The organism is Gracilibacillus sp. Marseille-QA3620 (assembly GCF_054950035.1).
In genome coordinates, this window is the sequence record NZ_CM143102.1 from 2,929,535 (window position 1) to 2,952,465 (window position 22,931).

Annotated in this window: 18 protein-coding genes and 1 riboswitch; of the genes, 4 read left to right on the forward strand and 14 right to left on the reverse strand. The window is 41.9% G+C overall.

All coding sequences use genetic code 11. The features are described 5' to 3' along the window. Positions 1-85: 85 nt before the first annotated feature. The 12 genes from ACY8DX_RS14825 to ACY8DX_RS14880 form a co-directional block, all read right to left on the reverse strand. Complete coding sequence (locus ACY8DX_RS14825) at positions 86-1,342, reverse strand: S8 family peptidase (RefSeq protein ID WP_049670249.1); 1,257 nt, start codon at positions 1,340-1,342, stop codon at positions 86-88. Between the two features lie 419 nt (positions 1,343-1,761). Continuing rightward, positions 1,762-2,985: a helix-turn-helix domain-containing protein gene (locus tag ACY8DX_RS14830; protein ID WP_462405532.1), complete on the reverse strand. Its 1,224-nt coding sequence runs from the start codon at positions 2,983-2,985 to the stop codon at positions 1,762-1,764. 396 nt (positions 2,986-3,381) lie between these two features. Next, the gene (locus ACY8DX_RS14835) at positions 3,382-4,374 is read right to left on the reverse strand and encodes a LacI family DNA-binding transcriptional regulator (RefSeq protein WP_462405533.1); all 993 of its coding nucleotides are present in this window, start codon (positions 4,372-4,374) and stop codon (positions 3,382-3,384) included. Positions 4,375-4,421: 47 nt separating this feature from the next. Further along, positions 4,422-6,410, reverse strand: coding sequence for a beta-galactosidase (locus ACY8DX_RS14840; protein WP_462405534.1), 1,989 nt, complete (start codon positions 6,408-6,410; stop codon positions 4,422-4,424). A 5-nt stretch (positions 6,411-6,415) separates the two neighbouring features. Beyond that, positions 6,416-8,647 carry an alpha-galactosidase gene (locus ACY8DX_RS14845; RefSeq protein ID WP_462405535.1) on the reverse strand — a complete coding sequence of 744 codons (2,232 nt, stop codon included), beginning with the start codon at positions 8,645-8,647 and terminating at the stop codon, positions 6,416-6,418. A 14-nt stretch (positions 8,648-8,661) separates the two neighbouring features. Then, positions 8,662-10,383, reverse strand: coding sequence for a glycoside hydrolase family 35 protein (locus ACY8DX_RS14850; protein WP_462405536.1), 1,722 nt, complete (start codon positions 10,381-10,383; stop codon positions 8,662-8,664). Positions 10,384-10,396: 13 nt separating this feature from the next. Beyond that, complete coding sequence (locus ACY8DX_RS14855; RefSeq protein WP_462406957.1) at positions 10,397-11,188, reverse strand: carbohydrate ABC transporter permease; 792 nt, start codon at positions 11,186-11,188, stop codon at positions 10,397-10,399. Positions 11,189-11,270: 82 nt separating this feature from the next. Continuing rightward, positions 11,271-12,122, reverse strand: coding sequence for a carbohydrate ABC transporter permease (locus ACY8DX_RS14860; protein WP_462405537.1), 852 nt, complete (start codon positions 12,120-12,122; stop codon positions 11,271-11,273). Positions 12,123-12,181: 59 nt separating this feature from the next. Further along, positions 12,182-13,456, reverse strand: a complete 1,275-nt coding sequence (locus ACY8DX_RS14865) for an extracellular solute-binding protein (RefSeq protein ID WP_462405538.1) — start codon at positions 13,454-13,456, stop codon at positions 12,182-12,184. 209 nt (positions 13,457-13,665) lie between these two features. Then, positions 13,666-15,153 (reverse strand): nicotinate phosphoribosyltransferase, encoded by a 1,488-nt coding sequence (locus ACY8DX_RS14870; protein WP_462405539.1) that lies wholly within the window; start codon positions 15,151-15,153, stop codon positions 13,666-13,668. Positions 15,154-15,170: 17 nt separating this feature from the next. Next, positions 15,171-15,722: a cysteine hydrolase family protein gene (locus ACY8DX_RS14875; RefSeq protein WP_439802926.1), complete on the reverse strand. Its 552-nt coding sequence runs from the start codon at positions 15,720-15,722 to the stop codon at positions 15,171-15,173. Between the two features lie 233 nt (positions 15,723-15,955). After that, a complete protein-coding gene (locus ACY8DX_RS14880) occupies positions 15,956-17,071 on the reverse strand; it encodes a methionine biosynthesis PLP-dependent protein (protein ID WP_462405540.1) in 1,116 nt (371 codons plus the stop codon). A 69-nt stretch (positions 17,072-17,140) separates the two neighbouring features. Then, a riboswitch (SAM riboswitch) is annotated at positions 17,141-17,259 on the reverse strand. A 131-nt stretch (positions 17,260-17,390) separates the two neighbouring features. Between ACY8DX_RS14880 and ACY8DX_RS14885 the strand changes: the two genes are divergently transcribed. After that, positions 17,391-18,437, forward strand: a complete 1,047-nt coding sequence (locus ACY8DX_RS14885) for a M42 family metallopeptidase (RefSeq protein ID WP_462405541.1) — start codon at positions 17,391-17,393, stop codon at positions 18,435-18,437. Positions 18,438-18,521: 84 nt separating this feature from the next. On the opposite strand, the gene ACY8DX_RS14890 is transcribed toward ACY8DX_RS14885, so the two are convergent. Further along, positions 18,522-19,852 (reverse strand): IS3 family transposase gene (locus tag ACY8DX_RS14890; RefSeq protein WP_462405542.1). Its coding sequence is split into 2 segments (ribosomal slippage): positions 18,522-19,474 and positions 19,474-19,852, totalling 1,332 coding nucleotides; the frame shifts between segments, so codons are not numbered across the junction. Between the two features lie 147 nt (positions 19,853-19,999). Further along, entirely contained in the window at positions 20,000-20,845 is an 846-nt protein-coding gene (locus ACY8DX_RS14895) for a patatin-like phospholipase family protein (protein ID WP_049670243.1), read from the reverse strand. A gap of 182 nt (positions 20,846-21,027) precedes the next feature. Here ACY8DX_RS14895 and ACY8DX_RS14900 point away from each other — a divergent pair, with 182 nt between their 5' ends. Genes ACY8DX_RS14900 through ACY8DX_RS14910 form a run of 3 tightly spaced genes read left to right on the forward strand, consistent with a single transcriptional unit; the run spans position 21,028 to position 22,930 of the window. Continuing rightward, entirely contained in the window at positions 21,028-21,399 is a 372-nt protein-coding gene (locus ACY8DX_RS14900; protein ID WP_049670242.1) for a GntR family transcriptional regulator, read from the forward strand. A gap of 11 nt (positions 21,400-21,410) precedes the next feature. After that, positions 21,411-22,100 (forward strand): ABC transporter ATP-binding protein, encoded by a 690-nt coding sequence (locus tag ACY8DX_RS14905; RefSeq protein WP_049670241.1) that lies wholly within the window; start codon positions 21,411-21,413, stop codon positions 22,098-22,100. Continuing rightward, positions 22,097-22,930, forward strand: coding sequence for a hypothetical protein (locus ACY8DX_RS14910; protein ID WP_049670240.1), 834 nt, complete (start codon positions 22,097-22,099; stop codon positions 22,928-22,930). The genes ACY8DX_RS14905 and ACY8DX_RS14910 overlap by 4 nt, the downstream gene beginning before the upstream one ends. Position 22,931: the final 1 nt, after the last annotated feature.

Below are 22,931 nucleotides of genomic sequence, written 5' to 3' on the forward strand. Positions count from 1 at the left end.
GCTTCTTCTTGTTAGACAAGATGCGGCCTAATGTGTGACAAGCAGCCTCCCGTCCATGGAGAGGCTGCTTTTGAACCGAATTGTTTTATTGGACTCGAGGGAATCCGAAGCCAGAGGCATAATCATCGCCAACTGCGGCGCCAACTCCACCCAAAATGTCATTGGCTTTCGCCCTGTTTTGAAGCACAGTGCGAACTTGGTTTGCTGTATATCCAGTGTTAGACGCCCAGATTTTCGCAGCTAAGCCGGAAACATGAGGCGTTGCCATGGATGTACCGCTGATTGTGTTGTATCCGCCTGTATACCAAGTAGATTCAACAGCTGAACCAGGAGCAGAGACTTCAATATCTTTCACGCCGATTACATAGTCACCGTCTGTGTTCGGATTTCCGCGGGAAGAATAATTTGCCACACGGTATGTGCCATTAGCTTGTACATTTTCAAGGGCTGCTACTGCTACGACATTCGCAAGTGCACCAGGGTAGCCGATTGTATTGGCAGCAGAACCGCTGTTGCCTGCAGCCGCAATGATAAGAACCCCTTTTCCTTGTGCATACGTTACCGCGCTTGAGATCAAGGAATCATTTGCGCTAGAACCGAGTGACATGGAGATAATCAGCTTCGAACCTGTCGATGTGGCTTGGTCGGCCGCATGTCTGATAGCAGCTGCAATATCATCAGAATATCCAGAGCCGCTGTCCGTTAGAACCTTATAGGCCCATAGCTTCGCTTGTGGAGCAACACCATATACCCCTGTGCCTCCTCCGCCATTACCAAGAACGGTACCAGCTACGTGTGTACCATGTCCATTTCGGTCAGCACAAGAATTATTCACGTATGTGCTGCTAGTCGTAAAATCTTTACATTGCTCCACATTGGACGATAAATCCTTATGTGTTTTCAGAACACCTGTATCCAATACAGCGACCTTTATGCCGCTACCACCCGAAGTAGACGTTAGTGAACTATTATTATAAATGGCTTTTATTCCCCAAGGTACGCGAGTGGTAGGACTTGACGTTGCCTTTAATTGGTTGGTCGCGGCAATCTTGAATTCTGGTACTTTCTTGACTTCGATGTCATTATTTTTGACTAGCTTCTCATACTCTTTTTCAGAGACATCGACTGTAAAGCCTTGGCCGTTGAAATCATGATGGACACCCATATCTTTCTTCGCCTGTGCCCGTTCACTTTGAGATCCCTTAATAAGGACCCGGATTGTTTCCTTCTGAACTGACTCTTTCGGAGCCTTCCCCATTTCTGCTGCTGATGAGAAGGATGCTCCACTGAACACCATTGCCAAACTCAACACGACCGTACTGATTAATCTTTTTGACTTCATGTTTCCTCTCCTCTCACATATTTATTTTTGATGGCTCTCTTTGATGTAAAACTAGTATATTGATTATTTTTTTTCTTGGAAACGGAGCGATTTTACTATAATTCAAAAATGAATAGATTGAATTGTTAAAATGTTCTAAAATTTCCCAAATAAATAACACCATATTTCTACCATATTTTTACTTATTACATTATTTTTCAACAAATCTCTTGTTTTTCACCGTGGAAGAAGTACCAACCCGACCAAAAACAAAACAGGTGTTTGTGCCTATCATTTTTTTATTTTCCCAACAAAATTTATACATAAAAAAGCCGACTGCTTATGCAATCGGCTTTTCCCATGTATTCAGATACGATGTATTTAAGTTACCGGCGGCAAGATGGGCGCTTTCATGTTCATCTCTACTCCCCCTTATGTTCTTATTCCATATAAGTATATTGCAGCGCTTCTTTAAACTTTCCTTCTTTTTTATAATAATCAGCTAAAATTTTATTAACCGACCTAATATCTGTAAAGCTCAGCTCCTTATCGTATAAAAAAGGAAGGGTATAATCTTCTAAATATCGAATGGCTCTCTCCTCTTCCCCCTCCATCATGTATAAATAATAGTTCGGGAGAATTTGATAGATTTTCGTGTTTGATCGAGCAGCATTCTTTTTTAATTGGTCAAAGCTTTCTTTTGCCATAACATAATCCTCAAGATAGTAAGATGTTTCTGCATAGGCATACAAGCTGACCATGTACGAGTAGGCATCATCTATCCCCGAATCCAATGCCTTCTTGAAGTAATCTCGTGCTTCTGCCAAATTCCCCATCTTCTGCTTCAAATACCCGATATTGTGATACGTGAGTGCCAGCATATCCATTTCTCCAAGAATCTCTGCATTCCGTTCGAGATGCTTATAGCAATCCAGCGCCACCTCATGGATATTAGAATCCGTATAACTGATTCCCATTATCATCAGCGTATGGAGCATTCGCTTAATATTATAGTCAGCTGTAAAAGAGGTCAAAGCATGCTTACCGTAAAAAATGGCGTAGCCCGGCTGTTCAATATGACATTTGACGAGAGCCAAATGATAGTACACATCACCAGAGGCATTGACACCCTCCCCTTGAGAAAGGACCAAATCATCCAAAACATCATTCGCTTGACGATACTTATTCTGGACAATCAAACAAATGGCATGATAGTAGTGAAATAGGTACAACTCTTGGTAGGAGAAATTCTTCTTATGCTTCTCAAGCCACTTATAATGCAGCTTCGCCTCCTCAATCTCGCGCACCAAAAGATAATACCTTAGCTTATAAAGCTCGTACAAATAGAGATGCGGCGTATAAGCAATAAAGCCTGACAGCTCTGAAAGCCGTTCATATAGTCCTCTTGCTTTATCTACCTGCAAATAATTGATATTATGGATCCACTCATCGAGCAGCTCCTCTATCATCCCATTCTTTTGTTGCACTTCCTTCAAATTCGCGCCAAGCCTATTCAAAAGCAAATCAATGGTTTGTTCATTCGCCTCCTTCCCATTATTCTCGATTTTGCTAAGATGAGGTACCGAGCAAATGCCTTCCACCAGTTCACTTTGTGTCATTCCCTGCTTTGTTCGATAATATTTAATCAGCGAACCAACATTCATGTCCCCACCTTCTTATCCTTATTTCCAATATTATACAACAAGCTTTCAACCCTTGCTATGAGTCGACTTTACTGATTTTCTTTGCTTAAAACAGGATTGATCTTTCTACAATATTGGACAAGCCCAAGTCGATTCTTTATTAATGGCAAAATCCTTAATATTATATAAAAATACTAAGACCTCCGATTTCTTTGCACACAAAAAAGCACCGCCCCCAGCATATCAATCAGGAGCGGCTTCTATACATTTCCCTTTAGGAGGTCATCGCGTACGATAACACCTTCATTTTAACATTAATGCGTTAAAGCGTAAACGAATTTAGTGAAAATTCACAATCTTGACACCTCATAAATGAGGAGGTTGAAAACAACTCTCTTTATAAGATACGTTCCTAGTTTAAAAGCTTGAATCCCTTATTATTAATTCAGTTGGGATAACCACCTTTTTAGGGACACTTCGGTCGTCTTTCATTCTTTCGAACAGCAGCCTTACTGCCGTCTCTCCCATCATCTCTGTATGAACCTTAATGGTGCTTAAAGCGGGGTAGACAAATTTGGCTATACTCGTGTCATTCAATCCTATTATGTTTACACGTTCTGGAACAGAGATATTTTCCTCATGTAAGGCTTTCAAGCATCCGATTGCCATGGAATCGTTTCCTGCAAAGAAGGCCGTCGGAAGCTGCTCTCCTTTTTCATGAATAGCCCTCTTCATTAACTGGTATCCCTCATCCACGGTAAAAAAGCCTGTATAGATTGAACTTTCATCCAGAATATCCATCTCCGCCAAAAATGTTCGAAAAGCATCAATACGGACATCCTCAATATCCATTCCTTCATCCATATATGATTCATGACCGCCAATATAACCGATATTTTTATGCCCTTTATTAATCAAGTGCTTTAAAATCTTTTCTGTCGCTCTCCTTAAATCAATAATAACGGAGTCGAATTTATCCTCATCCGGATTGAAATCGACGAATACAGCATTGGATGTAAGGTTACTTATCTCTTCAACCTGTTTCTTTCTGAACTTGCCAATAGCAATTATTCCCGCAATATCTTCATCATTAATCCTTTGTATTTCTTGATACGTGTATTTCATTGATTGCAGTTGCAAATCCTGACAAGCATTTTCGGCTCCAATTCGGATAGACATATAATACAAATCATCCAATTCCTCTTTGTCTGTATACCAATTAATGATAGCGACCTTAGGCAAATTGATTTTCCGTGAGGGGGCTTTTTTATAGGATAATTCCTCTGCTGCTTCAAACACTCTTCGCTTTGTTTCATCACTGACTGAAAGGGTATTATCATAATTTAATACCCTTGATACAGTAGCAATTGATACCCCTGCTTTTTCAGCAATATCCTTGATAGTAGCCATTTTTTTATCCTCCTGAACACTCGGCAAGTGACTATTCTATTAATTGATTAATTCAAGGTCTCTGACAAATTGCATGGACGAATCATCCCTTCTTCATCCAGCAGACATAGGATATGACCATATGGGGTAATTGATATCCCATGATAGCTTCCTTCTGTCTCCAAGTGATTAACGACCATTAAATATTTTTGATCATTTACAACTCGTTCGACGACCTCTATTCCTTTGTCAGATTCATACATAGTGAGATTGACTTCATTTGCAATCGTCTGACTTATTGAACTTAGTACAGATGCTTCAATTCCACCACCAATATAGTAGGCTTTCCCTTTGCCATAGCAATTCTCTGTAACACAGGCATAGTTTGAATAAAAAGGATCCTCATACTGATTCAATATTTTAGCCGTCGTTGGACGAACCATATCTCTCCAAATCGTACAATTACTTATATTGCCTTCAGAATCTATGATGCGGGCACTTCTTCCTTGATGCAAGGATTCTGATTCATCCACTTCAATTCCTAACAACTCAGCCAACAGCCCTGGAATCGTTTTACCGAATCGGATATTGTTATCTCTATCCTTTACTCCAGCACGATACGACATGACGAGTGTGCCGCCGCCTGCCACAAATTCTTCCAGCCTTTTCGCCAATTGCTTATCAATTAATTTCAAGATTGGCACCAGTAATACTTTATAGCCTGAAAAATCATGGTCATACCGAATCACATCAATAGTAGTATTTAGTTGATAAAACGGCTCATACAAACGAAGGACTTCATTCGAAAAATCAATGGCTGGATTCTCCCTCTGGGACCGCCAAGACCAAATATTATCAAAATCATACAGAACTGCCGTCTCTGCTTGAATAGGGCTATCAATAATGTCTTGGTAATGATGAATCTCAGCAAAGAATTTTTGAACCTCATAATATTTTCTTGAAAGGCGATTATTAGCGTCTATGATGCCTAAACAATTTTGTTCTGCGCCGCGATTCATTCCGCGCCAACGGAAATATATCATATTATTGCAGCCATGAGCAAAAGCATGATAAGACCAAGCTATTGATTGTCCAGGCCTTGGCAGATATCCAATGATATCATGTCCTTGCGCTCCCATTAATTGCTCTACAATCCAAAAATTCTCTCTTTTAAGCCCTCTTACAAAATCTAAGGACATCGATAATTGTGCTGGTGTTACCGGCTCAGCTAATCCACCCCATACTGGATAATGATCATAAGAGACGAAGTCTAACTCTCTTGAGAATTCATTATGGTCAAACCATTTCTCAAAAAATCCTCCAGGAAGGTTTGTCGTTACAGTTTGATGGTCACCTTTCAGTTTTTTTACTAGATTGATATGCTTACGTGCAAATCTTCCTAATGAAAAAGAACGGAATCTTGCCCATTCAAGCAGCATTGAAGGATTATGAACCGTTATTGTCTTAAGAGGCAGAGGAATTTCTGAGAATTGATTATAGCTTTGCCCCCAAAAAATGGTTCCCCATCGAAGATTGAGTTCTTGAATGGTCTCATACTTTTCTTTAAGGTATTGCTGAAATTGTTGATGACATTCATCACAAAAACACATATCACTGCCTTCATGACCTAATTCATTATCAATTTGCCAAGAGATGATTTGCTTTTCATCCTTGTAATGCAAAACAAGCTTCTCAACAATTCTGAGGGAGAGCTCGTTATATTTCGATGAATTATAGCAGTATTGCCGCCTGCCCCCAAAGCTCATCTTTTGGCCGTTTTCATCCTTTAAATAAATTGAAGGATATTTCTGTCCAAGCCATGCTGGGAAGGTGGCAGTAGGAGTTCCAAACATCACTTTGACACCATATTCTTTAGCCTTTTCAATAACTTGATCGAAAAAACTAAAATCAAACAAACCTTCCTCTTGCTCCATCATATGCCATGCAAACTCACCAATCCGGATAATGTTTACACCCATCTCTTTCATACGCTGTAAATCAGTATCTATTGAAACAAAATCCCAATGCTCTGGATAATAGTCAACTCCTAAGTACATGCCAATTAACCTCCCATTTCTCTTTTCTGCTGCACATAAAATAGTTGGGACTGGTAATCTCCGCCTCTTTTTGCTGTTAAACGGTTGACTCCATTGAACTCTTCCGGAAGTGGAAGACCAATCGCCATTAATTCATCACCATAAAAAGCTTGTCCCTGTATCATATATTCATAATCTTTCTTCAACCCGGCTAGACGAAGGTTCTGCATCCTTTTCCAATTAGGTATTGCCCGAATTTGATAAAAACCGACTAAAGCCTCGCTTTTATCTTTACTTACAATCATCCAGGCCGTTTCATTTGTCTCGAACGGGCTTTTCAACCGATAAAAGTCTCCATCTCGAATCAATAATCGATGCTGCTTGTATAACTCAACCTGAGAGATGATCTCTTTCTGTTCCTCATCTGTTAGCCGATTGGGATCCAATTCATATCCAAAGGTGCCAAAATAGGCAACGTCAGCACGCATGGAAAGACTCGTATCACGCAATGTCTGATGATTTGGAACAGCAGAAACATGAGAGCCCATACTATAGATTGGATAGGTCAATGATGTTCCGTATTGAATCTTTAACCGTTCAACCGCATCCGTATTATCGCTGATCCACGCTTGTGGTGCATAATAAAGCAACCCTGGGTCCACCCTGCCGCCTCCTCCAGCACATGATTCAAACAAGATAGATGGAAATTCGCTTGTCAATCGATCATAAAGCTTGTAGACACCTAATATATAACGATGGAAGAATTCATCTTGGCAGTCTGCCGCAAGCCCGGCAGAATATGCTTCGGTAATATACCGATTCATATCCCATTTAATATAAGATAATTCCGTATCTCGAATGACTTGAGCCATTTGAGAGTATATATATTCGACGACTTCATCTCTGGAAAAGTCAAGCACCCGTTGATTCCGGCTCAACGTCGGCTGATCTCCTGGTGTTCCAATTGCCCAATCCGGATGTGCCTCAAACAAATGGCTTTTCGGGCTGACCATTTCCGGCTCAAACCAAAGACCAAATTTCAATCCGAGCATTCTTACCTCATCAGCCAAACGCTTGAGCCCGCCTGGCAATTTTTCCTTATCAACTGTCCAATCTCCAAGTGACGAGGTGTCATTATTTCTATTGCCGAACCAGCCATCATCAAGGACAAATAATTCAATGCCCAGATTCTTCGCTTTATCTGCAATCGACAGAAGTTTTTCTTCATTGAAATCAAAATAGGTTGCTTCCCAATTGTTAATGAGAATAGGGCGAATTTCCTTGCGCCAGCGTTTGGGGATTAGATGATTTCTGTATAGGTCATGAAACGTCTGGCTCATTCCATTCATTCCGTGTTTGGAATAGACCATGACCGCTTCAGGGGAGTGAAAGAGTTCCTTCGGCTCAAGACGCCATTCAAATCGGAACGGATTGATGCCGAGTAATACGCGGGTATTTTCATAATGGTCCACTTCTGCCTGAGCAAGAAAATTACTGCTGTAAACAAAATTAAATCCAAATACCTCTCCCGTATGCTCAGTCACGTGAGGTCGTTTCAATGCTAGAAACGGATTATGGTGATGGGAACTCGCCCCTCGTGTGCTTGCTATTGATTGAATGCCTGATTCAAGCTTGCGCGTTTTAATCTGACACTCTCTTGTCCATGCTCCAGCAAGATGAACTAGGTTAAAATCCTTATCTGGAAAATCAACAGAAGCACTCATGAGTTTTTCAATATAGATTCGGTCACTGCCGTAATTTTTCAGCGATGCTGAACGAGTAATAACTGGCAGCTTGTGAAAAATCGTGTAATTCAAAATAAGCTCAAGCCGAAGATGCTTCTCCTCAAGTATGACTTGAAGCGTACTTGCCTCTTCATCTCCGGCATATGTCGCTGGCATTCCAGGAATAGTTGGTTTCCCGGATATAATCTCATACTTCTTATAGACGAAATTCACCGTATGACTACCATCAGGCTTACGCAAGCTGAGAGCTGGATCGCGGAAATCTCCCTTCCCATAGCAAGGGAATTCCTGTCTAAAGGATTCAATCGAGAAAGCAGAATCATCTTCTAGATGTGTACTGTTGCCAGTTGGGACTTGATAAGCCTGAAGCCGCGAAAAATCTTCACGCCCTCGTATCGATTTCCCATAGTACAAATGACCAAGATGCCCATTTTTCATAACATGGAATAGATAGCTGAGCTTGCCGTTAGAAAGATGGAACTGAGTGCCGTTATTGGTTACTTGTATGTACATTCCTTACCCGCCTCCTAACCCAAATTAGCTTGTTCCTTCAAGGTAATTACCTCTGTTTCTGTACCTTCAAGCTCGAGAATGATAATCTCATTTTCCCCTTCTTTCAAACAAGGACCAGGTACATACAATGTCTTTTGCGGGCCTTCTTCCCAATAGCGTCCTAAATTGAATCCATTTATGAACACATATCCTTTCTTCCAGCCTTCCATAGAAATGAACGTATCCCTGCATACATCAGCTTGCAGCAGTCCACGGTAAAATTTCGGATAGCGAGTTTCAGTGCATCCTGCCCCGTTCAAAGACATATCGTCAAGTTCAATCGAATATATCTCCCAATCAGAGACAAATTGATTGTTAATCCACAATGGGGAAATAATCCCCTTTGAATCCTTCAAATGCTTGCCATAATTGACACGTCCCATATTCTCGACAACGATTTCAAGCACATTTTCCTCTTGATTTGCCATCAATTGAATAGTCTTTTCTTTGTCATTACGATAGATGATATTCGTTAACTTGCCATTCAAATAAATATAGGCACGGTCTCGAATCGGAGCCGTATCCATTTCGAAGGTTCCATTAAAAGGCAAGATGGTCTTATACACAGTTAATCCATAGTTCTGGCCCAATTGCTCCATCGATAATGGATGAGAGTGAATCTTCTTTTCATAAACGGCTTCCAAAGTATCAAATAAACTGCATACTTCCTCCATCGTTACTTGCCCATACCCATGAGCGGGCGGTTGGTCTATCTTTACATCAGGCACTTCTGCATAATCCTTAATCACTTGCTGAACAAGACGGTATTTCTCCGTAATTTCTCCCGATTCCGTCAGCAGGGCATCATAATCATAACTTGTGATTGTCGGTGTATATTCTTCATAATGATTGGCCCCGTTCATGCAGCCGAAATTTGTTCCTCCATGGAACATATAGAAATTGATTGATGCCCCGCTCTCTAACATCTGCCTTAATGTCTCGGCGACATCCGTCCCTGATCGGGTATGATGTTCACCACCCCAATGGTCAAACCAGCCAATCCAGAATTCCATGCACATCTTTGGATGATCAGCCTTAAAATTCTCTACTTTCTCAAACGCTTCGGTTGGCTTCGATCCAAAGTTCACCGTTGTTAATACATCAGGCAAGGATCCTGCCTCAATCATCTCAGGACCATCTGACGTAAATAACAGGCTCGTGATTCCCCTGTCCATTAATGCATGCTTCAAAAACGATAAGTATTGCTTGTCATTACCGTAAGCACCATATTCATTTTCAATTTGAAAGGCAATCACCTGACCGCCAAGGGAATATTGATATTTAGCCAGCCTTGGAATCAGCTCATCGTAATAATCACTGACATGCTTCATAAATTCTTCATTCGAACAGCGTAGTTCCATATTTTTATCCTTGAGGAGCCAAGCTGGCAATCCGCCAAATTCCCATTCCGCACAAATATAAGGAGACGGTCTAAGGATGACGTACAGACCAAGTCTCCCTGCTAATTCCACAAAGGCTTCCACATCAGCCAAGCCGGAGAAGTGAAACTCTCCTTTCTTTGGCTCATGCAGATTCCATGGAAGATAGGTCTCAACCGTATTTAGTCCACAGGCTTTCAGCTTTAATAGACGGTCTTTCCAATGCTCAGGCACCACTCTGAAATAATGGATGGCTCCTGAGAGAATTTGGACCGGCTTCCCGTCTAACATAAATTGATTCCCTTCAGTTTTCAGCATAGTCACGTCCCCCTTATTTCACAGCACTGCCAAGCATGCCGGAAATGAAATGTTTTTGGAGGGCAAGGAAGAAGATGATGATTGGCACCGTTGCCAATGTTACACCTGTCATTACTTGACCGTAATCAATAATAGACAAACCAATCAAACTGGATAAGGCCACCGGAAATGTATACATATCACTTGATGTTGTCGCAACGAGCGGCCACATGAAGTTATTCCATTGGGCCATAAACAAGAAGATAGCCGTTGCTGCCAATGCTGGTTTCATCGAAGGCAAAACAATACGGAAGAAAATCTTCGTCTCTCCTGCCCCATCTATCCTCGCAGCCTCAATTAACTCTGTTGGGAAAGCCAAGAAATTCTGCCTCATCAAAAAGATAGCAAATGGATAGCATACGGTTGGTAAAATCAAAGCTGCATAAGTATTGAGCAAATCGAGATTCGTCATCATTCTAAATAAAGGGATTAAAGTAGCCTGATATGGAATCATCATGGACATTAAGAACAATGTGAAAATCAAATTACGTCCCCTGAATTGATATTTGGCGATAACATAAGCTGCTGTTGAACAAACAAATAACGCAACAATCACATAGACTCCTGACACGATTAAGGAATTGGTCATGACTCTGACAATATCAATTGATTCATTTAAATTGGAGAAATTGGTCATGAATTCATTGCCAGGCATTAATGTCGGCGTCTTAGAGAACATTTTGCTTGAATGATTGGTTGCCCCAATAATCATCCAATAAAACGGAAAGATCGAAATTACTGTGAATATAGCAAGAATTGTATACATCCCAATCTTTTTACCTAATCCTTGACGATTTTTTCTCACTGATTTATTTATCACTTGTTTATAGGATTCTACTTTCGCCATATTAATCATCTCCCGTAACCTTAAACTGAATAAAGGTCAATACCGCAACTAGCACTACGACTGCATAAGCAATAGCTGACGCATAGCCGAAATCAAAATAGTTAAAGCCGTTTTGGTAAATATATAGCCCTAATGACATTGTGGCATCTGCTGGTCCGCCTTTTGTCAGATTATAAGGCTCATCGAATAATTGCAGCGTACCGATTGTAGACAGAATTGCCGCAAACAAAATCACCGGCTTAAGAGATGGAACGGTTATCGAAAAGAATTTACGGATTCTGCCTGCTCCATCAATGGAGGCCGCCTCATACATTTCCTCAGGGACATTTTGCAAGGCTGCCAGAAAAATGACCATATTATAACCGGTCCACCGCCAAGTCATAGCAAGAATAATCGAGACTTTAGCCCAGAATGGATTGGATAACCAGCCTATTTGGTCAATTCCGAAATAACCAAGCAAAGTGTTAAAGATCCCCTCTTCTTGAAGCATAATTGAAAATAGGATGGAATAAGCAACTAACGAGGTCACCGCCGGAAGGAAGAACGATACCCGGAAGAACCCTTTAAGCTTCAATAATTGGTTATTTAATAAAGTGGCCAAGACAAGCGCAAGTATTAACATGATTGGTACCTGAACAACAAAGATAATGAACGTATTTCCTAACGCTTTCCAAAAAATCGCATCCTCCAAGAGGCGCCTATAGTTATCGAATCCAGTAAAGACATATTGTCCCCGTTCAGAAGTTTGGAAGCTTAGGATAAAGGAAGATACAATCGGATAAATAGTGAATATGGCAAATAAAACAGCTGCTGGAGCTATAAATAAGTACGGAAATAGTTTTTGTTTATTCATACAATCTTCCCCTTCTTAAACAAAGGGTTGAATGTTTCCATTCAACCCCCTCTTTTTGACTACTTGCCTATACGGTTTTCCAACCTGCTCTTAGCTTTTTCTAATGCCTTATCAATTTTCCCGCCGTTAAAAATTTCAGATTGGGCTTTTTCTGCCTCATCCTGAGCAAGGGTGTAATTGCTTGTATAGTTGACAGAAGGGATGTCATTCATTTCATCAGCAAATAGCTGCCAAATTGTCTGGTTAGAGAAATATTCATCCTCTGCGGTAAATACCTCATTATCATAAATCGTGTTTAGAGATGGGAACAATCCACCTGCCATTGCATCTAATTGGGCCTCATCAGATGTGGCGAAATACTCCATGAATTTGTATGCTTCATCTTTATTCTCACTGCTATCAAGAATAACGTAGTTACTTCCTCCAAGGTTTGCTGCTCTATTTCCGCCTTCTTCAACAGATGGCAATTGGAAGACACCCCATTTACCGGAAGAATCCACTGCCTGCTGTGTAAGAGATCCAGATAACCATGCACCTGATGGAGCTGTAGCCACATCACCATTGGCCATTGCACTAATCCAGGCATCCCAGCCTACTGTATTCTTGATAAGGTCAGCATCATTGATTTTCTTCAAGACATCCATTGCATTTTTTGATGCATCAGACAGGAAATCAATCTCCCCTTTATCATCGAAGTACAAAGATCCTTGCTGGTTCATAATCATTCGGTATAAACCATCGTCGCCATTTAAGTCCAGCCCAATCATATCTACACCGACTTTGTCTTTGATTGTTTTACCTGCTTCAACGAAATCATCCCATGTTTCGATATCATCCGGATTAACGCCAGCTACTTCAAAGAAATCTGTTCGATAGAAGACACCGGTCGGGCCAGCATCAAATGGGAACCCGTATACACTTCCGTCTTCCTGTGTTAATAAATCAATTTTGAAACTGGCAAATTTATCGGCATGCTCTTCGAATCCGCTTTCAGAAACATTCATGAATGCATCTGGGAAAGATTCAAAATATCCTTGAATACGATCATCCTCCACCAGAACTATATCAGGTAGCCCTTTACCGCCAGCCTGAAGTCCAGTCGTTAATTTTGAATAAACATCTTCACGTCCAAGTTCTACAACATTCAATTTGAAATCCGGATTTTCCTTCTCAAATTCTTCTGCCGCTTTCTCCAAGACTGGTACATTGATATTCCAAGCCCATGCGGTGATTTCTTTCTTCCCATCCTTTGAATCAGAGGAACTGCTGCTACTGCAAGCACTTAATACTAAACTAAGAATTAATACAAAACCTAACAGCTTAAATTTTTTCACGTATGTATCCCCCTTTTTAATGACAGCGTTTACAATTCAATTCTAGCTTTTCCAAGATTATACTGTCAATAAAATTTTAGTAAAATTTTAGTAAAAGAGTTTTATTGTGGATTTTACCGGATTGTATTACCGACTAAATATCATTTATAAATTTGTAAAAAAAAACAGGCGGTTATTCCGCCTGTTTAAATTCTGAGATATTTATCCCGTTATTCATCCTTCCAGTTCTTAACAATCTCTCGGTTCCGTCTAACCTGATCCTGTACTTCCTGAATAAGGACACGCTTGTTTTCCCAGCATTTTGGACTGAGGTCAACCGGGTATTTCTCCGGATTCAAGAAACGTTTGTATTCATCCCATAGCAAGGAGAGGTTATCATGGGCAAATTTCTGGATATCAGTGAGCTCTGGTGTTTTATATTTCAGTTCGCCGTTTTCGAAAATAGTTTCATGCAGCGGCACGGCTTCGAAGTCGGTGACTTCCTTGCAGATGAAGGTGTGCACTGGATGGAACATAGTCAATATTTTTTCTTCCTGCGGGTTTTCGCCGTCTAGGGTGATGTAGTCCCCCTCGGATTTTTTGGTTTCACGGTTGATGATACGGTAAACGTTTTTCATCCCTGGTGTTGTAACTTTTTCAGGGTTTCCGCTGATTTTGATGGTGTCAGCCATTCTTCCGTTATCATCTTCAATGCTGACCATTTTGTAAACAGCACCTAATGCCGGCTGGTCATAAGCAGTGATGAGCTTTGTACCGACACCCCACATGTCAATTTTGGCACCTTGGGCTTTCAGGTTGAGAATAGTTACTTCATCCAGGTCATTAGAGGCGGTGATCATCGTGTCGGTATAGCCGGCTTCATCCAGCATGATTCTTGCTTTTTTAGATAGGTAAGCTAAGTCGCCGCTGTCTAGGCGGATGGCTTTGAATTTAATCTTGTCACCCATTTCCTTGGCAACCTTGATGGCTGTCGGTACACCTGAGCGTAATGTGTCATAGGTGTCGACGAGGAAGGTGCAGTCATAATGGGATTCCGCGTATTTCTTGAAGGCTGTGTATTCGTCACGATAGGTTTGGACAAGGGCATGGGCATGCGTTCCTACGACTGGTATGCCGAATAATTTACCTGCGCGGACATTGCTTGTCGCTTGGAATCCGCCGATAAAGGCCGCGCGTGTCCCCCAAATGGCCGCTTCGGTTTCCTGAGCTCTTCTTGTCCCAAACTCAAATAATGGATCGCCATCGGCTACCATGGTGAGCCTTGAGGCCTTTGTTGCAATCAATGTCTGGTAGTTGACGACATTGAGGATAGCCGTCTCAACAAGCTGTGCCTGAGCTAGCGGGGCTTCAATACGCATAAGAGGCTCATTCTCAAATACGAGCTCCCCTTCCTTCATGCTTCTAATTGTTCCTGTAAATTTTAGTTCCTTAAGGTAGGACAGGAAGTCATCAGCATAACCTACTTCATTACGTAAATATTCAATATCAGTGTCTGTAAAACGCAGCTCTTTAATATACGTAATGACACGCTCAAGTCCTGCAAAAACGGCATAGCCGTTCCCAAATGGGTTACGTCTAAAGTAAACGTCAAAGACGGCTTTTCTGTTATGGATGCCATCCCGGAAGTATGTTTCCATCATATTAATTTGGTATAGATCTGTATGTAACGCAAAGCTGTCATCTTGATAGTGTTTCATCAAGCTTCCTCCTTAATTTATAAAACATCTGCTCCAAGTGTTTGTTCAAAATGGCCAAGAGCCCATTGATGGCCGGCCTCATTGAAGCTTGCCACTCCATCTTTATGGACGATGATCTTGTAGCCTTTATTGTAAGCATCCACCGCTGTATGGAGGACACAAATATCTGTACAAACCCCGACTAAATGAAGCTCGGTGATTCCCCGCTCACGAAGCTTGATATCAAGGTCCGTGCCGGCGAAAGCAGAATAACGCGTCTTGTCAATCCAAAGGACATGGTCTTCGTCCTTGTTCCTATTATACACATTTTGCAGATTTCCAAATAAATCTCTGCCAGCAGTGAAACGGATATTATGGGGCGGGAACAATTTCGTTTCCGGGTGGTAAGGATCATTCTCTTCATGCACATCAATGGCAAATACGACATAATCCTTCCGTTTAATGAATTCTTCTGTCAATGAAACAATATAATCCTCAATTCGCTGCCCTGGCTCACCGCAGGTCAATCTTCCCTCATCTGCCACAAAGTCGTATGTATAATCGATATTAATCAGCGCCTTCAACCGAATCACTCCTCTGAATTTATGGTTGGACTGTCATCAGCATAACAAAAAATCATGCGAGATGTCTTTACAAATAATTTTACAGCTATTCTACCATTTAAGACAGAAGATTTCCGCTTCTTCACCCGTTTTTTCCTTCTTGCCAGCTTTAAGCTGCTTATCTCTTACATTTTCCTAAAATCACCATCATTACTCCATAAGAAAAGCCAGCCCTGCAAAATGGACTGGCTGAACGGATATTATGCTTGCACTTGTTTGCTGCTAACCGCTTCAAAGGCGTTCTTCAGGTCGGCAATTAAATCATCAGCATGTTCGATACCAACGGAGAAGCGGAGCAGCCGGTTACAAACACCACCTGCTATGCGGACCTCCTCCGGGATATCGGCATGCGTTTGTGTAGCCGGGTAGGTCATAAGGCTTTCAACCCCTCCAAGACTCTCTGCGAAGGTGATGACACCAAGGCTTTTCAGGAAGTGATTGACCCATTTCTCAGATTGAAGCCTAAACGAAATCATGCCGCCTTTTCCCGGATAGAGGACATCGATGACCTCCTCCCGCTCCTGTAAGAAAGCCGCGATTTTCCCAGCGTTCTCCTCATGCTGCTTCATGCGAAGGCTCAATGTCTTCATTCCTCTCATGACAAGCCAGGAATCAAATGGCGAAAGGATAGCCCCTGTTGCATTTTGATATTCATCAAGCTTTTGGCAGACATCCTCTCCCTTTGCAGCAATGAGGCCAGCAAGAACATCATTATGACCGGCAATATATTTTGTCGCACTGTGAACAACAATATCAGCACCGAGTTCAAGCGGACGCTGCAAGATTGGTGTGTAAAAGGTATTATCAACAATCAAAAGGAGGTTATTCTCTTGACTTAAATCAGCAATTGCCCGGATATCGATTTCCTGCATTAAAGGGTTTGTCGGTGTTTCAATAAAAAAGGCTTTTGTCTGACTTGAAATGGATTCAGCAAAATCTCTATAGGACTGGCATTGAACAAAAGTGATGCCGTATTTCTTCCAGGTTTTTTCGAATAAACGATATGTACCACCATATAAATCAGCTGAAACAAGGATCTCATCACCCGGTTCGAATAATGTGAGCAAAGCATGGATGGCTGCCATGCCAGAACTATAGGCAAAGCCTTGCTCACCGCCTTCAAGGGCCGCGATGGCCTTTTCCAAAACCTCTCGGGTCGGATTTCCTGTCCTAGTATAGTCATAGCCTGTTGATTGTCCAATCCCCTCATGCCTGTATGCGGTCGAGAAATAAACGGGCGTGTTCACCGTACCTGTTTGTGTTTCACTTCGATTGCCGATTTGGGCTAATACTGTTTCAATCTTCCATGCGGTCATTGTTCTGCCCCTCCCAAATAAAAAATAAAAAAGCCTTCCAAGAAGAAGACTTATCGAGCTTTACTCTCCTTCTTATCTCTCGAGGCACATAAATATGCATATGCCTTGCAGGATTTAGCACCTTTCCGAATGCATCGGCGGTTGCTGAGACATCATCGGGCCCGTCCCTCCGTCTCTCGCGATAAGATTTGTTCGAATATTCATTTAACTATAATTTACATGGATATCCTAAAAAAGGCAAGAAATTTCTCATCTATTGTACCCTTTTTCCACGGAGGTATATAATAGAGCTATTCACTAATAAGAGGAGTGTCTACAAATGAAAGCAGACGGTCAAGAGATATACGGCTACATAAAAGATTTGGTTTCCATTCCAAGCCCGACTGGCTATACGGAAGAGGCCATTCGTTATACAGAGAACTTTCTGAATACATGCGGAATTGGAAACAAACGGACGAATAAAGGGGCCTTGCTTGCGACAATTAAAGGCCAAGATGATTCTAAACACCGCTTCCTGACAGCCCATGTGGATACTTTGGGAGCAATGGTCAAGGAAATCAAACCAAGCGGGCGTTTAAAGCTGACGATGATCGGCGGCTTTCGCTGGAATGCCTGTGAGGGAGAATACTGCAAGATTCATACAGCAGACGGTAATGTGTACACAGGAACGATTTTACTAAACCAAACCTCTGTCCACGTTTATCAGAAAATGGGTGAAGTGAAACGCGACGATGACCATATGGAAGTTCGGATTGATGCGGTCACCAAATCAAAATCAGATACGCAAGCACTCGGTATTGAGGTCGGTGATTTTGTCTCATTTGAGCCTCGGGCAGAGCTTGCTGGGGACGGCTTCTTAAAGTCAAGGCATCTGGATGACAAAGCGAGTGTCGGCATCCTACTCTACTTGATAAAACAACTGAAGGAACAAAACATCACCCTTCCATACACTACCCATTTCCTTATTTCCAATAATGAAGAAATCGGCTATGGCGGAAACTCTAATATTCCGGACGAAACTGTTGAGTATTTAGCTGTGGATATGGGCGCAATTGGAGACGGCCAAACAACGGACGAGTATAGTGTATCCATCTGCGCGAAGGATTCAAGCGGTCCTTATCATTATGGCCTGCGCCAGCATCTTGTCAAATTAGCCCAGGAGCATGATATTGATTACCGTGTTGATATATATCCTTTTTATGGATCTGATGCCTCCGCTGCCATCCGGGCCGGGTATGATATCGTTCATGGATTAATCGGACCGGGGATTGACGCCTCTCATGCGTTTGAGCGCACACATATCAGTTCCATTGAACATACGGCCAATTTGATTTGGCATTATTTGCAGTCAGAGCTAGTCGTCTGATTATTGCCTAAAAAAGGGGTGGGAATAGATGGGTGAACTGCACCCTATAAAGTAGACAGTTTAATAAAAAGGGATGTGCCGTGTTTATGCGGCGATGAGATGACTTCGGTAAGCTGCCGGAGTCATCTTTTTTAATGTCCATTGCTTTCTCGTATTGTTATAGTAATCCATATAATCATCAATCATATATTTTAGTTCTGCCAAACTGTTTGCCTCCTTATAAGGAACTTCGTCCTTCATATGTCCAAAGAAGGATTCCATTGGGGCGTTGTCCAGGCAGTTTCCCCTTCGTGACATGGACTGTAAGAGCCCCATCTCTTTCACGCGAGATTGATATTCAGGATGCGTGTAATGAAACCCTTGATCCGAATGAATCATTGCTTCTGGATGTAATTGATTCCCATAACAACTTTCTAACTTGGTTAATGTTCGGTAGACTATCTCCATCCGTAGGCTTGTCGAGAGTTCATAGGCGACGATCTCTCGTGTCGCCACATCTTTCACGCAAGACAAATAAGCCGTCTTCCCACCGCGGATTTGCAGGTAGGTGATGTCGGTCAAGAAGACTTTCCCTGGTTCCTGTTGGTCAAACTGGCGGTTCAAATGGTTGGGTACCTGACGGTGAACCTCTGTTGCCTTGGCCATCGTACGGTATGGGTTCGCTCTCCGTACCTTGGCAAAAAAGTGAAACTTGCGCATCAATCGAAGGATTTTCTTGTGGTTCATTGGCTGACCGGCTTTCTCGGTGACTTCCATATATAAGCCGCGATAACCGATTTTCCCTTGGGCCTCATCATAAATCTCTTTTAGAAAGACATAATCCTGATAATCAGACTCCTCCCGGATAGCTTGTTTTTCCGCATTCTGAAGCCATTTATAATAGCCGCTTGGACTCACTTGGGCCACTTCACATAAATAACGGACCATGTTCTTCAATTGATAAAGCCGAATCGTCTCATTAATGACTTGGTATTTCTCTCGGGCTTTTAACGACGATTCTTCTTCGCCTGCCTTTCCAACTCGTCTAGCTTTTTTAGTAAGGTCAATTCCGCCTCTAAGAGGCGAATGCGGGCTTCTGCTTGGGCCAATTTCTTCTCGGCAGAGGCATTCTCTTTCTTGGGGCGTCCCTTACTCGCTTTTCCTCGGCGTTCCTCTAAAAAGCCATTTTCTCCGTATGTTTGGAAGGTTCTGCGCCAACGAGCCAGGGCGCTTTGGGCTTTTTTAATGCCAATCACCTCTAAATCGAAACCTGCTTCTCGGAATATTTCCGCTGGGCCTTTCCCAGATTGGTTTTGTTTAACCGCCTGCAGTTTGAAGTCAGGGGTATACTGAATCGCGCGGTCTGTCACGGCTTTAACGTTTGGATTAGCTTCTAGTAGTCTTTGTTGGTGTTCATTAAAGATAATCTTACTCATGAAAAATACTCCGTTCTAAAAATCGTAATGTTAGTATAACGGGAGTTTTCCGGAAAGAGAATAGGAAAACCCCGAATAGGGTCCACTTTTTTTAAAGTGTCCACTATTCGGGGTTCAGTTCAGGGTCTATTCCTCCCCCTTTTTATCTCATAATAACTCCTTCAATTTTCCATATGCTTTCTTTGCTTCCCGGTAGCCTTCCTCATACAGATTCTCAAGCTTTTGCGGATTCCGTCCGATGGTGGAAACATCAAGCCTCCGTATTGGCTGGATAATAACAACGTTCCCCTTCTCCTCTTCCTCCTTAAGATACTTTATCGTGTCATTATAGACGATATGATGGTTTTTCATTGCTTTCAACAGTCCCGCATATTTCCCATATTTCCTTGAGGCAAGCCAATTCCAATTTGATGGTGCCTCTCTATATCCTTTATTCTTCGTTAATACAACAATGTTTTTCGTGTTTCCGTCTTTCACCGATTTCTTAATGGGAATAGGATCGGTCACACCCCCATCAAGGAGATATCGTCCATTAAAGGATACCTCCGGTGCAAACAACGGCAAGGAGCTGGAAGCCCTTAGTATGGTAAGCATATCCTTACTATATGATTGTTTATCAAAATAAACAGCTTCGCCAGTCTCACAATCGGTCGTTCCAACGACAAAGCCTTCCTTTGAGCTGCAGAATGTTTCCATATCAAAAGGAATTAGCTCATTTGGCATTTTGTCAAAAATTAAATCCATTCCAAACAATTCCCTATTTCGCAAAAAGCGCTTAAAGGAGATGTATTCAGGATGTCGACTGTATTCAATGATCACCTGATGATTCCGATTCATTTGGCGGGCAATATAGGAGCTGCCATTACATGCCCCTGCTGAAACTCCAATGGTATACGGGATATAGATATCCTCCTCCATCAAATACCTCAGGACACCCGCAGTGAAAGCTCCTCGCATTCCGCCCCCCTCCAAAACAAGCCCTGTATTCTGCATATGCACCATCTCCTTGGCTTAGTGTCTATACCGGTGTCATCCTACTTTTTCCCTCTTTCAATTAAAAAATAAGCATTATTTTCATAGAAGTTATTGACATCTATGGTGTATTACCAGTATAGTACACCTTAAGGAGTGTATGAACCATATAGTACACACACCAAGAATTAGGAGGTGAATGGATGTCATTCCTCATTAATAACCGCGATCCCGTTTACTTACAGGTTGTCCGTTACTTCAAGGAACGAATTGCGACTGGAGAATTGGCAGGAGGACAGGAAATCCCATCTCGCCGTGAACTGGCCGGTTTATTGAAAATCAACCCGAATACCGCACAAAAAGCCTATAAGGAAATGGAGGAACAAGGATTGATTTATACAGAGCGCAATTTCCCAAGCCGTGTTACGACAGATGAAAAGATCTTAAACGGCGTCCGCGAGGAATTGATTCAAGAGGCAGTCGATGCCTTCATCCTAGCCGTCAAGCCCATTCAAGTACCAGTTGACGAATTGGTTGATATTGTGAAAAAGAATTATCTTACCGAAGAGAAATAAGGAGGAGAACTATGCTGCAGGTAAAGAACGTAACAAAAAAGTTCGGCAGGAAACGTGTATTGGACGATGTAAGCTTCACGGCGAATAAAGGTGAAATCACCTGCCTGATCGGCATTAACGGCGTCGGAAAGACGACCATCATGAAAGCCATCCTTGGACTTACACCCGTCAATGGCGGCGAAATCCTCATTGATGGAGAACACCGAAAGAAAAGCACCTATGAGAAATTAACTTTCATTCCGGATGCATTAACCATGCTTCCAGGCTTTACGATAAAACAGGCAATGGATTTCATGACTGATTTCTATGAAAGCTGGAACCAAGACCGTGCTGATGAATTGCTTCAATTCTTTAAGTTAAACGAGGAACACCGTATTTCCACCCTTTCAAAAGGAAATACAGCCAAGGTTAATCTCCTATTAGGTCTTGCTCAGGATACAGACTATGTCCTCATGGATGAACCGTTCTCCGGAATTGATATCTTCAGCCGAGAACAAATTGCCAATGTATTCACGAGTCATTTAATTGAAGACCGAGGCGTCATCATCACAACTCATGAAATCAATGATATAGAACACTTAATTGATAAAGTAGTCGTATTAAACCATGGCACCGTCTATAAGGAGTTTAACGCAGAGGACATGCGGATCAAGGAAGGGAAATCCGTCGTGGATGTACTGAGAGAGGTGTATATACAATGAATCGATATTTAAAGCTAGTGAACCTGGAAGTTTCACGGGTAGCGAAAGTATTATTTGGGGGCTTGGCTGCTCTATTCATCATTCAAATGATTGGAGTATGGATAACATCCAATCAATATATGAGCCGTGCGAACGAGGCCATTATGAACGGAGAGAGCGTTCAATCGATTGTAGACAATTATTCTTATATGAGCATGCTTAGCTTCAGTGATAAAATTTATTTTATCGGACCTATCGCTCTTTGTGTGGGTGCTGTCTTCTTTTATATCTTTTTGATTTGGTACCGGGACTGGAGCGGTAAGAATACGTTCATCTATCGCCTTCTTATGCTGCCGACCGCTCGACTTTCCGTTTATTTTGCCAAAGCAACCGCTATAATGATCATTATCTTCACAATGGTTGCCGCTCAAATGGTCTTCATCCTAATCGAAAGCAGCTTCATGGAATTGCTCACACCAGCTGAGTATTTAAAAGAAGCGACCATCAGCCAGATGGCCAGCTATAATATATATTTGTATTACATCATCCCAGGTACCTTCACAGAATTTATCCTCTACTATGGTGGCGGATTCATCGTCCTGACGGTATTATTTGCAGCTATCCTGATGGAACGTTCGTTCAGATGGAAGGGGCTATTCCTCGGTTTGATTTATATCGCCTTTGCGGTATTCCTGACTTTATCACCAATCGGAGTTTTAATTATGCTCGATAAAGCCGACTATTTCTATCCATCAGAAGTCGTCTACATGACGATTGCCTCAAGTATGGTTACCGGAGCCCTGTCTGTATGGATCAGCCATTATCTATTAAATAAGAAAGTTACCGTATAGG